The 15169-nt window shown below is 58.6% G+C and carries 10 protein-coding genes, 4 tRNA genes and 1 riboswitch; of the genes, 9 read left to right on the top strand and 5 right to left on the bottom strand.

The features are described 5' to 3' along the window. From G5179_RS16425 to G5179_RS16410, 4 genes are all read right to left on the bottom strand, one after another. Nucleotides 1-76 (bottom strand) — tRNA-Ala (locus G5179_RS16425). A 65-nt stretch (nucleotides 77-141) separates the two neighbouring features. Beyond that, a tRNA-Ala gene (locus tag G5179_RS16420) sits at nucleotides 142-217 on the bottom strand. Nucleotides 218-245: 28 nt separating this feature from the next. Further along, nucleotides 246-321, bottom strand: a tRNA-Ala gene (locus G5179_RS16415). Between the two features lie 1258 nt (nucleotides 322-1579). Further along, entirely contained in the window at nucleotides 1580-4177 is a 2598-nt protein-coding gene (locus G5179_RS16410) for a glycosyl hydrolase family 18 protein (protein ID WP_421258737.1), read from the bottom strand. A gap of 98 nt (nucleotides 4178-4275) precedes the next feature. Beyond that, nucleotides 4276-4363: riboswitch (cyclic di-GMP riboswitch) on the bottom strand. 456 nt (nucleotides 4364-4819) lie between these two features. Here G5179_RS16410 and G5179_RS16405 point away from each other — a divergent pair. The 5 genes from G5179_RS16405 to G5179_RS16385 all read left to right on the top strand — a co-directional run bounded on the left by G5179_RS16405 (nucleotide 4820) and on the right by G5179_RS16385 (nucleotide 10941). Next, nucleotides 4820-4896 (top strand) — tRNA-Arg (locus G5179_RS16405). 206 nt (nucleotides 4897-5102) lie between these two features. Next, nucleotides 5103-5987, top strand: a complete 885-nt coding sequence (locus G5179_RS16400; RefSeq protein WP_421255670.1) for a DMT family transporter — start codon at nucleotides 5103-5105, stop codon at nucleotides 5985-5987. Nucleotides 5988-6093: 106 nt separating this feature from the next. Next, nucleotides 6094-8031, top strand: coding sequence for a methyl-accepting chemotaxis protein (locus tag G5179_RS16395; RefSeq protein WP_421258736.1), 1938 nt, complete (start codon nucleotides 6094-6096; stop codon nucleotides 8029-8031). Nucleotides 8032-8527: 496 nt separating this feature from the next. Continuing rightward, nucleotides 8528-9976, top strand: coding sequence for an OprD family outer membrane porin (locus G5179_RS16390; RefSeq protein ID WP_204481162.1), 1449 nt, complete (start codon nucleotides 8528-8530; stop codon nucleotides 9974-9976). Between the two features lie 137 nt (nucleotides 9977-10113). Then, nucleotides 10114-10941, top strand: coding sequence for an SDR family oxidoreductase (locus tag G5179_RS16385; RefSeq protein ID WP_123173634.1), 828 nt, complete (start codon nucleotides 10114-10116; stop codon nucleotides 10939-10941). Nucleotides 10942-11032: 91 nt separating this feature from the next. Here the strand turns inward: G5179_RS16385 and G5179_RS16380 are convergent, their stop codons facing one another. Beyond that, nucleotides 11033-11365, bottom strand: a complete 333-nt coding sequence (locus G5179_RS16380) for a DUF1904 family protein (protein WP_158111423.1) — start codon at nucleotides 11363-11365, stop codon at nucleotides 11033-11035. 88 nt (nucleotides 11366-11453) lie between these two features. Between G5179_RS16380 and G5179_RS16375 the strand changes: the two genes are divergently transcribed. From G5179_RS16375 to G5179_RS16360, 4 genes are all read left to right on the top strand, one after another. Next, nucleotides 11454-12356 carry a TraB/GumN family protein gene (locus G5179_RS16375; RefSeq protein ID WP_201987936.1) on the top strand — a complete coding sequence of 301 codons (903 nt, stop codon included), beginning with the start codon at nucleotides 11454-11456 and terminating at the stop codon, nucleotides 12354-12356. A 121-nt stretch (nucleotides 12357-12477) separates the two neighbouring features. Continuing rightward, a complete protein-coding gene (locus G5179_RS16370) occupies nucleotides 12478-12657 on the top strand; it encodes a DUF3149 domain-containing protein (protein ID WP_005338733.1) in 180 nt (59 codons plus the stop codon). 187 nt (nucleotides 12658-12844) lie between these two features. Next, entirely contained in the window at nucleotides 12845-13426 is a 582-nt protein-coding gene (gene smrA, locus G5179_RS16365) for a DNA endonuclease SmrA (protein WP_005338734.1), read from the top strand. Between the two features lie 138 nt (nucleotides 13427-13564). Beyond that, on the top strand, nucleotides 13565-15043 hold the full coding sequence (locus G5179_RS16360) for a carboxypeptidase M32 (RefSeq protein WP_335849048.1): 1479 nt from the start codon (nucleotides 13565-13567) through the stop codon (nucleotides 15041-15043). Nucleotides 15044-15169: the final 126 nt, after the last annotated feature.

Below are 15169 nucleotides of genomic sequence, written 5' to 3'. Positions count from 1 at the left end.
TGGTGGAGCTACGCGGGATCGAACCGCGGACCTCTTGCATGCCATGCAAGCGCTCTCCCAGCTGAGCTATAACCCCACAAAGGTCGGCTTGGGTGATACACACCACACTGCCCTGGGTATTCAATACAACAATCAAGAATCTGGTGGAGCTACGCGGGATCGAACCGCGGACCTCTTGCATGCCATGCAAGCGCTCTCCCAGCTGAGCTATAACCCCTTTGATTCCAGATTGTTCGAGGAGAATTTGGTGGAGCTACGCGGGATCGAACCGCGGACCTCTTGCATGCCATGCAAGCGCTCTCCCAGCTGAGCTATAACCCCAACTCACCTCGGTGCTGACGAAGTTATCTCCGGCAACGGAGGCGCATGATAGGCATCACCCGCTTTGCTGTCAACCCTAAAATAACCGCGACTGATTCGTTTAGTCAAAATTGCAGCAGTTCGCTGTTTTTACCAGCAAGGCGCGTGCTATCTCTCTGTTTTATGTCACAAATTGGCTCAAGCACCTATAAAGGAGAGGCCGTGCAGCGAGCCTCTTTCCCCTTGCAACGCCCCCACTCTCAGACCTCTCTATGCTGGCTGGTAATCAGCTTCTCCCCCGTCACCTCGGGAAAGCCTTTCCATAAAGGGCATTGCATTTGAAAACCCTTTCCATGATTTTTGTAAATTTACAACACAGAAAGTTGATCTGGCTCACAAATGACCATAGGATCAAACCGTGACCTAGGTCACACACCATAACCATAAATGACAGAGCGATGAGGTAAACCATGTTTGAGAATCTGGCAGTCCTGTTCCACCTGCGCGGTGCAACCACCAAGAACGGCGTTGTAGAGAAAGATGCCTATGCCCCCTCCACCCGTGAATACTACTTCCGCTACGGCAAGTAATTGCTGAAAGCCTTTCACGGAAAACGTAATAAAACTACACCACACATCATCACACAGCCCTCTCGAGGCGCTGTCCTGTCCGGGCCAGATGTTCCACGGCCAAACCTGAACTCCACCAAACAAGAATGGGGCCCGCAGGCCCCATCTTTTATTGCATCGGTTCATTGCAGGATCTCGGCCTGATCCAGGTATGACACCATGAAATCCCCTTGCCGGGAGCGCTGGCCTGGATAACACCAGCATCCGGGAAGCTGGCTATGATGCTTGCCATCCTTGTTCAACAGCCAAATGCCGTCGATTAGGTACTGCATGAAGGGACAGCATGACGACGGACAGAGATTTAAAAAGAGCAAGCGAAGTTGAGCAAGCCCTCATCCTGGCGATACCGACCCGCTGGCCTGTCTCGCCAACAGCGGGATGCTCGCCTCTTGGGCAACCTGAAAATATTCGGCCGCAGACTTTCCAGCAGTGTAATTACAACAGCGGAAAGGTTACCACGAATCAGGTTCACACCTTATCAGAGAGCAGTGCAGCCATCACTTGGGGAGAGCCTTCATGCCGGCACCACAAGTCGGCCTGACCGGATACAAGACAGAGCAGAAAAAGAGGGATTGGCAGAGCAACCAATGTTCAGCGCCGCGGGTTGCAAAAGCGGGGCATGACCAGCATGCCCCGCCACAACTCAAGCCTTATTTACAGCTGGCGGCCCCCACATCCTGCCAGACGTCGTGTTTGCCGGGCTCGTTGCCCTTGGTCCAGTATTGCGCTTTCCATTGACGGCCATTATGGGTGGTGATCTCGCCACCGTTGTAAGCTACATTGGCATCCCAACCCAGTTGCACCTTGCTCACCAGCAACCACTGATCCGCGGTACGGCTCGGTTCGTTGCCCTGAGTCCAGTACTTGGCCTGCCACACCAGCTGGTTGTGGCTCACCTTGTCACCGCCGTTGTAGACCTTGCTCGCCTGCCAGGCAGGCCAGTTGGCGGCATCCGGATCAGTGGCCGAGCAACCGCCACCACCGCTGACCGGCTTGACCGTCAGACGGGTGGCGGCACTGGCATCCAGCGCGCCGTCGGAGACGGTGAGGCTCAGGTCATAGGCGGTATCGCTGGTAACGTTCGGACCGGTGACCACCAGGGTGGCACTGTTCTGACCGCTGGCGGTGAGGCCGGCCGGTACCGTCCACTGATAGGTGAGCGGATCACCGTTCGGGTCAGATGCGGTCGCCTTGAGGGTCACCTGCTTGCCGGATTCCACTGAAGCGGTAGCCGGCAGGCTAACCAGTGGCGGCAGGTTGGGCTGCGGCGCCTTGTTGGTGACCACCACCTGATCGCGGGCGGTGAGGTTGTGGTCGTCGGTCACTGCCAGCTCGAACACCAGATTGATGTCGGCGGTCACCGCATCGAGTACAACCCGGGCCTTGGCCTGAGTGGCATCCAGCAAGGTGGCCTGCGGGCCGGAGACCTGCTTCCAGCTATAGGTGAGGGCGCCATTTTCCGGGTCGTGGGACGCGGAGCCGTTCAGCGTCACCTCGGTCGGGCCGGTGACACTCAGATCGCTGCCCGCGTTGGCCACCGGCGGCTTGTTGGCTGGCGGAGTGGTTCCCTCGCCGTGACCCAGACCCTCGTGCATGGCATTGAGGATGTCGCCGTTGTCGGCATCAATCTCCCAGGAGAAGAGGCCACCCAGCTTGTTGGCCAGCACATACTGCCCCTTGGCCTTGACCGAGCGGTCGTTGTCATAGGTGATGAGATCGCCGGTCGAAGCCTTGAACAGATAGGGAGCCTCGGCCACCTCGTCGTAGCTCTTCTCCCAGCCACTGCCCATACGGTTGTTGACGATGTCGCGGTAATCGATCACGCCATCCTCCCAGGTGCCTTTCACCTTGCCGGTCGCCTTGCCGGTGAAGGGGTTGTTGCCCTGATAGCCGCTCACGCCAGTCCAGCCACGGCCATACATGGCGGCACCAACCACCAGCTTGCCGGGGTCAACCCCCTGCGCCAGCATCAGGTTGACCGCCTTGTCGGTGGTGTACTTGGTGTTGGGATCCCAGCTCGCCGCGTAGAGGTTGGTCTGGTGACCCAGCTCGGTATTGCTCCATGCGCCGTTGTAGTCGTAGGTCATCATAAAGATGTGGCTCATGTACTGCTGGGCCGCGCGGTAATCGACATCTTCAATCTTGTCGTAACCGGCGCCGACAGCGGAGGTGAGCTCATACTTGCGACCAGTCTGCGACTCCAGCTCATCGAGCATGGCGCGCAGCTCCTTCATCAGGGTCACATAGGTTGCGCCATCGCTCGGGCTGCCCAGTTTCGGGTTGGCGCCCTGTCCACCCGGATATTCCCAGTCGATATCAACGCCATCGAAGAATTTCCAGGTCTGCAGGAACTCTTTGACTGAGGCGACGAAGGTATCGCGCTTGCTCTTGTCGCCGAGGAAGTAGAAGGGGTCGGAGAGGGTCCAGCCGCCGACGGAGGGGAGGATCTTGAGGTCAGGGTAAGCCTGTTTGAGCGCCATCAGGGCACCGAAGTTACCCTTGTAAGGCTCGTCATAGGCAGTCAGGCCACTTTGCGGCATCTGAACGGCGGCCCAAGGATCGTGGATCGCAACCTTGAAGTCGGCACGACCGGCACACGCACGTTGCAACGCCTGGAAGCTCCCTTCGATCTCCTTGAGGCTATCGTTGAGGCCATCCCCGCCACAGATGGGGGTGAAACCATAGAGGATATGGGTCAGGTTCTGGGCCGGGATCTTGTCCACTGTGAACTTGCGACCATAGACGCCCCACTCCACGTAGTAGGTACCGACCACCTTGCCGGACTTGTTGGCGTAGGGCTTGTTGTTCTCCTGCAACGCGGCCTTTAGCGGCGCCAGGTGGCTGCCATCGGTATCGGCGACCACGATCTCCTTGGCATCAGAGAGAGTACAGCCATCGGCATTGCAGAGGGCCACCTGCATCTGGTAGCGCCCACCTTTGTTCACCTTGAATTTGGCCGTGCCTGCAGCAGCAGAGGGGCCAGACCACACCTCCTTGCCATCAAGCAGCACCCCAGCAGTCTGGCCGACGTCACCGCTCCAGAGGTTCCAGCTCACCTCCACATCGGCGGCATCCTTGACCTTGACCAGATTGTTGTAGGAGGTTGCCGCCTGATCCACTTCAACAATGGCGAACTTGGTGGGACCCCAGCCGATGGTGGGCTTGCCCGGCGCGGCCGCATAAACGGCAGATGAGGCAAGCAGGGAGCCGACCATCATGGCCAGCGATGCGGGTTTTGGACTTAGCATATTGTTTTCCTTTACGTTATGGACAAACGAAAGGGCAACACAACACGACAGGCAACACAAACACGACTACCCCTTGGCAAAGGCAGCCAGCATAACACTGTGGTGGCCCCGCTATCCCAGCTCAACAACGCCTTTAGACCGGAGGCTTTGCGTCCCGACTTTTCAATCGGTTTGCCCTTGTCACAACTTTATTTTCGGCGATAACTAATCGCGAATTAACTCTATGGCAATTTATATAACTAAGCAAACAAGACCATTCCAAACCCGCTACTGACCGTACCTGACGCTGAGCCATGGCCTCATGATTCATCTTTAAAATACAAGGGAGCATTGGCCATTATTAATAGCTACCCAACTGATTAAGCTAAAAATTTCACTAAAACAAAATAAAGCGACAAAAGCTCAACACCTGTGGCACAACACAACAAGAGGTAGCCATACCTCACGGCAACAAGTGAATTCAAAGTCAATTTATTGCATACCAGTATCTTCCTCCCCCCACCCCTTCTTATTCAGACACCACAAACTTGTTTATCTGACCCCCAGAGCACAAACGCACAATCCGGCCAGAATGTAAGCAACTGGATAGACAGACATACGCAGTTGTTTATTTTTATTGGCATTTTTATATAATGCCCGCACGTCCCAGTGGCACAGCTGGATAGCGCGCGCCCCTCCTAAGGGCGAGGTCGCAGGTTCGAATCCTGCCTGGGACGCCACCCATCATCCCCTTTTCGCATTCACTCATCTCTTTGGCGATTAGTTCGACGTCCAGCAACACTCTGCTTGCACCATCAAAATTCTCACCAAGTCACAAGTAATTGTATTCACGCGGCATTCGGCATCTCTCCTCTCTCTGATAGACTGCTTTTTTGGCTGAGCCCTGCGGCAAAGCCAGCAGCTTCATCTTGCAAAGGAGTGTTGGATGTCCGGATGTTCCTGGTGGGATAGATCCACCGGTTTTGCCTTGCTGACCATTGTGCTGTGGGCCTCGCTGGCGGCGCTGACGTCACGGGTTACCAGCGTGTCACCACTGGTACTGGTCGGGCTGGTGCTGTTTTTCTGCGGGGTCGGGGCCTTGCCGTTCTGGCGCCAGTGGCATGCTCGTCCGATTACCTGGCTGGTGACGGTTGCGGCATTGCTGCTCTACCATCTGCTGCTCTTTATGAGCTTTCGCCATGCCCCGGTGCTGGAAGCAAACCTCATCAACTACCTCTGGCCGCTCTGCATCATTCTGTTCACCCCACTGTTGTTGCCCGGCCATCCACTCCATGCCCGTCACCTGCTGGCTGGCGCCTTTGGTCTGGCGGGTTCCATGCTGGTGATGGTCAACGGCGAGCTGCAACTGCAGCAGGCCTATCTGCCGGGATACCTGCTGGCACTGGGCGCGGCAGTCGTCTGGGGAGCCTACTCGGTATTATCACGCCGTCTGCCGCCAGCCCCCGCCGTGGTCACTGCGGCAGCCTGTCTGCCCGCAGGTTTGTTGGCGCTGCTGCTTGCCCGTCTGCTCGAAGGGCCTCTGCCGCTCGCGCAGCTCCCCACCAGTGACTGGTGGCTGATCATCGGGCTGGCGCTGGGCCCGATGGGGGCGGCCTTCGTTACCTGGTATCTGGCACTGCGAGACGGCGATCCACGCCGGATCGGAGCCCTTGCCTACCTGACCCCTCTGCTGAGTACTTTGCTGTTAGTAACATTGAACGGAGAGGAGCTAACCTCGCGCCATCTGCTGGCCGGTGCACTTATCATGGGGGGCGCCCTGCTCGGTATGTTGGGCCAACGCAACAGCGCGCAGGTATCCCCAGCCAGTTAAATCGGCAAAATGGGGCCACCTGACCCGCGCTGTCATAAAAACGCCACCATCCCTGTTTAGGCTCGGGCCACGCTCCTCCATGGTCTGTGCTGACAGGAATTACCCCGTGAAAATCGCCCATTACGCCACCCTATCCTCCCTTGTTTTGTTACTGGTTGCGGGAGGACAGGCGCTGGCCCTCTACCACGGCTGGCAACAGCTTGCCCATACCAATCAGGCCCAGCATCAGCACGAGACGCTGCAACAACTGGTGACAGTGACCCTGCAAAACAGCCTGCGTGACTACCTCAACAGCGGCGATCCACAACAACTGACAGCTGCGGAGAAGATCCGTCAGCAAGCGCTCTCCTCGCTGGCCGCTCAGGATGATGCCGTGGCGGCCCCGCTCAGGCAGCAACTCGAGCAGATGGCGCAGCGCATCGCGCACGACTATCAGGTCGCAGGCAAGCTCTCGGGCAACAGCCAACTGCTGCTGCAAAATGCGGAGAGTGAGCTGGGCAGCCAGGCCATGGCGCTGATCCGCTATGGGGAGCAAGGCGCCAGCACGGAACAATCTGCCGCAGCACAGCAATATCGCCGCGCTGCAACCGAGATCCTGGCGAGCCTGCCGCGCCTCGCCCATTTGCGCCAAAGCTATATGGAACAGGGCAATGAAAAGCTGCTCGAAGGGATCCGCTTCGAGCTGGAGGCACTGCAAAAACAGGCGCAAGCGCTGCAAGCCTTGCCGCTGCTCGGCCTGTATGAAGAGGCGCCCGCCGATGAGTTCACGCTGGGGGAGCCGGTGCGAAAGGAGCTGGGAGATCAACCGCGCAGCGAATTACGCTCGCTGCTGGGCCGCTATCCGCAGGAGCTGGCCAACAGCCGCACGGCGCTTCAGCAACAACAGGCTGGCCGCCAGACCGTGCAGCAAGACATCATGGCCATGTTGCAAGCGACCAGACAGATGGGGGAACAACTTTCCCGCGATCGGCAAGCAGTCAATCAGGAGCTGGCCACCATCCTCGGTACGCTGGCGCTCTGTCTGGTGATAGTCGCCCTGCTGTTTGCGCTGGTGCAACGACGCTGGCTGCTCACCCCCTTGTTGCGACTGCGCGGAGCCTTTCTACAGCTCGATCAGACGGGGCAGGCCGAGCCGTTGCCTGACGGGCGCGATCGCAACGAGCTGGCCGATATCGTTGCCAGCTACAACCGGCTGATCGGTCGTCTGCAACTGGACCAACAGCAAAAAGAGGGGCAGCTGTCAGCGGTATCCCTCAGTCTGCAAGGGATGGTCAGCCAGGTTGACGAGATCCACCACAGCACCCGCACCACCGAACAGGTGGTCGACGAGAGCGGCCAGATGATGGATGAGCTGAACCAGCTGGCCGGAGAGGTCCATCAGGTCGCCGCCGACATCGCCCAGCATGCCCACCATAACGAACAGGCGATGAGCCAGAGCGAAGATCTGGTGGGGAGCATGCTGCACGCTACTCGTCAGACCGGGCTGGCAATTGACGAGAGCGATGAGGCGCTGGAAGCCCTCACCCGCTCGGTTGCCGATGTGACGGACATTGTCGATGTCATCAGTCATATCGCCCAGCAGACCAACTTGCTGGCCCTCAACGCCGCCATCGAAGCGGCCCGTGCAGGGGAACAGGGGCGCGGCTTTGCCGTGGTCGCCGATGAAGTTCGCCACCTCTCGGCCAATACCCAGCAATCCCTCAACCAGATCACCGAGATTCTGCGGCGTCTGACCCAATCTGGTGAACAGCTTGGCACCGTGCTGAACCGGATCACCAGCGAGTCAAGCCGCCAACGGGCACAAGCCGAGCAGTTGCGCCAGACCACCCAGGCGGTGCGGGAGATCGCCCGCAACACCGCAGTGATCGCCCTGCAGGGCGCCGACAATGCCAAAAGTCAGGAGCACAAGCTGGCCAGTTTTGCCGATTTGATCGCCCGTATTCGTCAGCAGACCTGTCAGGTAAGCCAACTCTCGGTGCAGGTCTCGTCCCATATCCACCATCAGGCGCAACAGATCCCCCGCATCCTCGGCCAGCAAGGCTGACCCTATTCGCCCCACATCCCCACCAATTCACTTTCCCTCGACCAGAGGGAAAGTTTTTTTGTAGCACAAAATTATATGTTGCCTGCAGGTTAACAGCTTCCCTTCCCCCGTATCTGATGAAAACCCGCACCGGCGCTGGCCACACCTCCAAGAAAACGCTCTCATTACCGTGATATCTGCCATGAGGCTGTTTACGACCTTGCCCATGATTATTTGCACTCGGTCATACTTTTGAAACGTTGAGGGAACTTTTCATTGATATTTCGCACCGCGAACGTACTCTTGGAGTTGTCCGATAGCCAAGAATCGGAACAAAAAAACAACATGTGATGATCAGGACTGCCAACTACAGATGTGCCAAGACATCCGGGTTTGCAGATAACCAAGAGAAGATTTTTTGCCCTTCGGGGTTTTGATTGCAATGCCAATACCGAGCGGTAGGCCCGATGCCAGCTGCCGGAAAAAAGCTAAGTCCATAAAATCAGGAGCAATAAAAATGGAAAAAGTGATCTTCAAGCGCGCCGCTTTGAGTGCCGCTGTGGTAGCCGCTCTGGTCGCCCCCGGCATGGCGTTGGCAGCCCAGGATATGATGAGCCCGGAATATGGCCAGTCCTATGAAACCTTCGTAAAAGACTCCAAACTGACCGGTGGCCTGTTCTACTTCCAGCGTGATCGTCAGCGCATCGATGGTGACCCGACTGCCGCCAAGAAAGAAGGCAAGTACCAGTCCAACCTGAGCCATTCCACCGTCCAGGCAGCTCTCAACTTCAACTCCGGTTATGCCTGGGACACTGTTGGTCTGGATCTGGGCGGCTTCGGTGCCTATGACTTGGCCGTTACCGAAAACCATCCGGTCAACCAGGAGAACGAATTCTCCTTTGCAGGCAACTCCTGGGGCAACAACTACAAAGATGGCTCTCCCGAGGGTGGCTTCAGCCTCTCCAACGCAGCTCTGAAGCTGAAATTCCTGGACGGCGGTGTGACTGCCAAGGGTGGTTACACCCAGCTGTATGTCCCTGGCCAAATCGGTGTTAACTGGTCCTATCAGCCGGGTACCTATCGTGGTGGTCAAGTCGAAGGCAACTTTGGCGGTCTCTACCTGACCTACGCCATCGCTGACGAGTACAAGGCCCCCTGGTACAAAGAGACTCAGGTCTTCTCTCGCGCCAAAGCGTGGATGGATCCGTTCGCTGATGAAAACGTCATCGACTATATCCACGGTATCGCGGCTCGTTACACCTTTGAAAATGGCACTGCCGTGACCGGTTCTTTCGGTCAGTCCGAAGGCTACATGGACAGCTACCACTTCAAACTGGCTCACAAGTTTGACGTACTGGGCGGCCTCGCCACCAGCTACCAGTTCTACGGTTCCGAGACCGAGACCTACACCAAGGGCGGCTCCCAGATTGAAACTTACGACGGCCTGGCATGGCAACAAGCACTGACTGCAGCCTGGAACTACGCCCAATACGGCTTCCGTCTGGAAGGTCTGTGGACCAAGGCTGAAGGTGCGGAAGGCAACTACTTGCCCCGTCTGACCCGTGGCTACGCCAACTCCCAGGGCGCCAACGAAATTTGGTGGGATTCCCGCTCTGACTGGAACGCCAACAACGAAAAAGCACTGTTCTTCGGCGTGACCCGTTCTCTGGATGATCTGGTTGGTGCGCCGGGCTGGGCTGTCGGTGTATCCGGCGCCTACGGTTGGGATATCGAAAATGGCCAAGGCAAGAAAGCAGCCAACGGCGAGGATACCGAGTGGGCCGTCAACTTCGATGTCAGCTATACCGTGCAGGATGGCAAGCTGAAAGGCACCCTGTTCAAACTGCACTACACCGACTACAACAACGACATCAGCCAGGGCGGCGGTTGGACCGATTACCCCAACATCTTCGCCTCCGAGCACGACGTCAAGTTCCACATCATCATGCCGCTTACCTTCATGTAATCAGGCAATACGATGTCAGCAAACCGGGCCACTTGGCCCGGTTTTCTTTTTTCCGGTTGGCAGGCTAACATGCGAGCCGGATAAGGGTTTTATCCACTCACCAGCACGCTTTTGTCAGCAGTCACAAGGACGCCATCATGCCCCGTTTTGTTTTGATCACCGGTTGTTCCAGCGGTATTGGCCTCGCCGCCGCACAGGCGCTCGGGCAGCACGGTTTTACCGTGATTGCCTCGGCGCGCAAGGCGGAAGATGTGGCCCGCTTGCAGCAACAGGGATTGCTGGCGGTACAGCTGGATCTGGCTGACCCCGCCTCCATCGAGCTGGGTGCCAGTGCGGCGCTCCATCTGGCAGGCGGGCGCCTCTATGGCCTGTTCAACAACGGCGCTTATGGCCAACCTGGGGCGCTGGAAGATCTGCCCACCGAGGCGCTCAGGGAACAATTCAATACCAACCTGTTTGGCTGGCACCATCTGATCCGTCAGGTGCTACCGCCGATGCTGGAGGCCAAAGAGGGGCGGATAGTGCAGAACAGCTCGGTTCTGGGGCTGGTTGCCATGAAGTATCGCGGCGCCTATAACGCCAGCAAATTTGCACTGGAAGGTTATAGCGACACTCTGCGCCTCGAACTGGCGGGTAGCGGGGTACATATCAGCCTGATTGAACCAGGCCCCATCGATACCCGTTTTCGTGCCAATGCCCGCAGCGCCTTCTTGCGGCACATCGATCCGGCCCAGAGCCGTCATCAGTCGGCCTACCGCCAGACCCTGACGCGGCTGGAAAAAGAGGGAGCAACCAGCGGCTTTACCCTCTCCAGCGAAGCCTGCATCCCGCCGCTGCTCCATGCGCTGACCCACGCCCATCCCAAGGCACGCTATCCAGTGACCACTCCGACCCGGCTGTTTGCCTTCTTGCGACGGGTATTGCCCACTCGCTGGCTCGATATACTGCTGGCCAAATCGGCCTGATCCCGTGATTGGCGACAAGCATCCTGCCGCCCAAGTGGTGTTAGCCGGGTAGCGGCGTCCCCCGTCCCGCCAACCTGGTTTGTCCCTCTCTTCAATAGTGCTCGCCATTGCTGTAGTAGGCGCTCTTGACCAAGGGAATCACCTGCACCACCACATAGGTCTGCTCCCCCAGCACCTGCTTCAAATGGCGCGTGATAAGGCGCGCGGCGGCGTCCTGCATCTCTTGTGGCCGCTCAAACCAGTACAGCTCGACAAACGGAAAACCCGTCTCTGGCTCGCCGTTGCGTATCCAGCAGCTATCAATCCGCTCCATGGTGACAAACTCCGGCTTGCCGCCGGTCAGCTCGCAAAGCTCGGCCAGCAGCGGGCCGCTCACCTGTTGCAGGGTCTCGAGCGCCACGGCGCGAAAACGAAGATGGGGCATGGCAAACCTCTTGGTTATCTGAAATGAGGACTTATCATAGGAGTTATTGTCAGCAAGAGAAGTCACCCGGCGCAAATTAAGGATCCCCATGAGATTTCATCGCACCCTCTTTGCCTTCCTGCTCTGCCTGCTGCTACCGCTGCACGCTTTTGCCGATCCCGCGTTCTATCGGGTGAGCAAGGGCAACCAGCAACACTGGCTGCTGGGCTCCATCCATGCGGGCAAACCAGCCCTCTATCCTCTGCCCGAGCCAGTCGAGCGTGCCTGGCTGCAGAGTCGCGCACTGGTGATGGAGGTGGACATGAACAGCATCACACCGGATCAGTGGCAACAGACCGGCTCACTCACCCGACTGGTGGATGGCAAACCGCTCAAGGATCATCTGCCTGCCGAGCTCTATCAACGCACCCTGATGGCGGGTGCCCGCTATGGCATCGACGAGGCGACCCTCGCCACCCTGCGCCCATGGTTTGCCGCCATTACCCTGACCCAGGCCGCCATGGCCCGCTCCGACTTCAAGAGTGAACTCGGGATAGACCAGCACTTTGCCACCCGGGCCGCCAAAGAGGGCAAACCGGTGGTGGGCTTTGAGACCCTGCTGGAGCAGCTCGGTTATCTGGCCAGCGTGGGTGACAACCAGACCCTGATGCTCGCCAGCACCCTGGATGAGCTACCGATGCTGGAGAGTGGTTTCGCCGCCGTGATGAAAGCGTGGCAGCAGGGAGATGAGGCGACGCTAATCAATCTGCTCAAGGAGGAGATGGCCCCGCCCGCGCTACAAAGCTGGATGGAGCAGACCCTGCTGGCCGAGCGCAACCACAACTGGCTGAAGAAATGGTCCACCCTGCCCAACGAGAGCTTTATCGTGGTAGGCGCCCTGCACCTTTACGGCGAACAGGGGTTGCTGACGTTGCTGGAGCAGCAGGGGTGGCGCATTACCCCGCTCACCACACCGGGCCCTGTGCAGGCTCGGTCGCAAGGAGTCCAGTGAGAACGATCACAGATCGCACTGGTTATTAAACAACCTGCAAGGGAGTTGATCGGGATCATCCCAGACGGGGCAAAGAGGTATTTATCATGCCTGTCATCAACCGGGTGACAGGAGCAATAAAATGGACTTTTGGCTGGACCTGATGTTTGGCAACAGCGTGGGATTGATGTCGATGCTGGTGATTATCGGCACCTTCTTGCTCATCAGCTCTTACGCGGCCTACTTCATCTACAAGGTGATGCACTCGCAACCGCCTCATTCACAGCAACCCCATTCTCAACAGCCCAAAGAGGGAAAATAATCCTCTGACCACAGGCGGCAGCTCACACTGACCGCCTGTGCTGTTTTATGGTTCGCGACTGTGATTCCCGGGCCAGACTGCACCAGTGTCCATGCTGGGCGCCCCTTATCCCCTGCCCCTTTCCCCTTTTTCTGTGCCGGTTACGGCCGTTATAATGGCCCCCACTTTTTCTTATGGGGAGCCTGCCGTGTCTCATAACGACGAACTCTCGCTATTCATGAATGAAGTGGCCGACGTGCGGCCCATTCGCAGCGACAACATCCATCCCCATGCGGCCAAATCCGCCCCGACCGAGGCGCAGCTCGCTCGCCGCCAGGCTGCCACTGCCGAACAACTCGCCCTCGACCACCTCACCATGGAGGCCATCGAGATGCGCGATCCGCACGAAATCGTCGGCTTCAAACGCGATGGGGTGCAGGAGGGGGTCTACAAGAAGCTGCGGCTCGGCAAATACGAGCTTCAGGCCAGCCTGGACTTGCACCAGAAAACCCTCAATGAGGCGCGCCAGACGCTGGTGCAGTTCATTGCGGATTGTGAAGTCCGGGATATCCGCTGTCTGCTGATCCTGCACGGCAAGGGGGAGCGCAGCACCCCGCGCGCCCTGCTGAAAAGCTATGTGAGCGCCTGGTTGCCGCAACTGCCCGCCGTCATGGCGATCCACAGCGCAGAGCGTCGCCACGGCGGCAGCGGTGCTCTATACGTGCTGCTGCGTAAAAGCGAACGCAAAAAAGCGGAAAACCGCGAACGGCACCAGAAGCGGCTCGGCTAATCCGCGTTTCGCCCCCACGCCTTTGGCCCGCCTGCATGAAGGTGGTCAACTATACAGCGGCGGTGTTAGCATCGAACGGCCCCGAGCATGCCAGGTACGGGGCGGCATACCATCAGGGACGATAACAAGGACAATCCCATGTCATATCAAAAGCTTGAACAACATCAGCAGCAGATCCACCGCTTTAGCCACCTCGCCGCCATCTGCGGCTGGGATCAGGCGGCCATGATGCCGGAAGGGGGCAACGATGCCCGCGCCGAAGCGATGGCCGAACTCGGTCTGCTAATCCACCAGAAGCGCACCGCTCCCGAGCTGGGCGACTGGATTGCCAAGGCCGAGAGTGAGCCGCTCGATGAAGTGCAACGGGCCAATCTCGGCGAGATCAAGCGCCAGTGGCAAGATGCCAGCCTGCTGCCCGGTGAGCTGGTCGAAGCGCTGTCGCTCGCTGGCAGCAAGTGCGAGCACGCCTGGCGCAGCCAGCGCAAGAACAACGACTGGGCCGGTTTTGCTCCCAATCTCGAGGAGGTGGTGAAACTCTCCCGTGAAGTAGCGCAGCTGCGGGCCGATGCGCTTGGCGTGCGCCCCTACGACGCCATGCTGGCCCTCTATGAGCCGGGCATGACCAGCGCACGGCTCGATCAGATCTTCGGCGATCTCGCCAGCTGGCTGCCGGCTCTTATCCAGACCGTGAGTGAACAGCAGAAGGGCGATGCCCTGCTGCTGCCGCAAGGCCCCTTCCCCATCCCCACCCAGCAAGCGCTCGGTCAGGAGGTGATGGGACTGCTCGGCTTTGATTTCGCCCACGGCCGGCTCGATGTGAGCAGTCACCCCTTCTGTGGCGGCGTGCCAACCGACGTGCGGATCACCACCCGCTATAACGAGCAGGAGTTTGTCTCCAGCCTGATGGGCATAGTGCACGAGACCGGTCATGCCCGTTACGAGCAGGGGTTGCCGCGTCATCTGCTGGGTCAGCCGGTGGCCGAAGCGCGCTCCATGGCGATCCACGAGAGCCAGAGCCTGTTTTGCGAGATGCAGCTGGGGCATCATCCGGCCTTCCTCGCGCTGCTGGCACCACGCATTCGTCACCACTTCGGCGAGCAGGCGGCGTTTGCGCCGGACAATCTGGCCAAGCTCTACAGCCGGGTCGAGCCGGGCTTTATCCGGGTCGATGCGGACGAGGTGACCTATCCGGCCCACGTTATCCTGCGCTACGAGCTGGAGCGCGATCTGGTGGAAGGGAAGATCGAGGTGGCCGACATCCCCGAGCTGTGGGACACCAAGATGCAGCAGTGGCTGGGACTCTCCACCAAGGGCAACTACCGCAATGGCTGCATGCAAGATATTCACTGGACCGACGGCTCGTTCGGCTACTTCCCGAGCTACACCCTGGGCGCCATGTATGCCGCCCAGCTGCGTTTTGCCCTCGAGAAAGAGCTGGGCAGCATGGGGGAGGTGATCGCGGCGGGCCGCTTGCCGGAGATCTTCGGCTGGCTCGGGCGCAACATCTGGTCACAGGGGAGCCTGCACAGCACCGACGAGCTGGTGCGCCGCGCCACCGGTGAAGCGCTCAACCCGCACTGGCTTCGCCAGCATCTGGAACAGCGCTACCTGAAGTAATGAGCGCAGTAAGCTAACAGCAGAACGGGGCCCTTTTTAGTTGACCACTACAGGGCCCCGTTTTTATGGCGGTTCATTTTTATGGCGGTGCATGGCACAGCACGCCACCACCATGCTGTAAAAAGA

Origin of the sequence: Aeromonas sp. 600886, assembly GCF_049174935.1 — a bacterium.
Classification (GTDB): Bacteria; Pseudomonadota; Gammaproteobacteria; order Enterobacterales; family Aeromonadaceae; genus Aeromonas; species Aeromonas veronii_A.
Note: the sequence above shows the minus strand (reverse complement) of the source record. Positions and strands in the feature narration are given on the sequence as shown.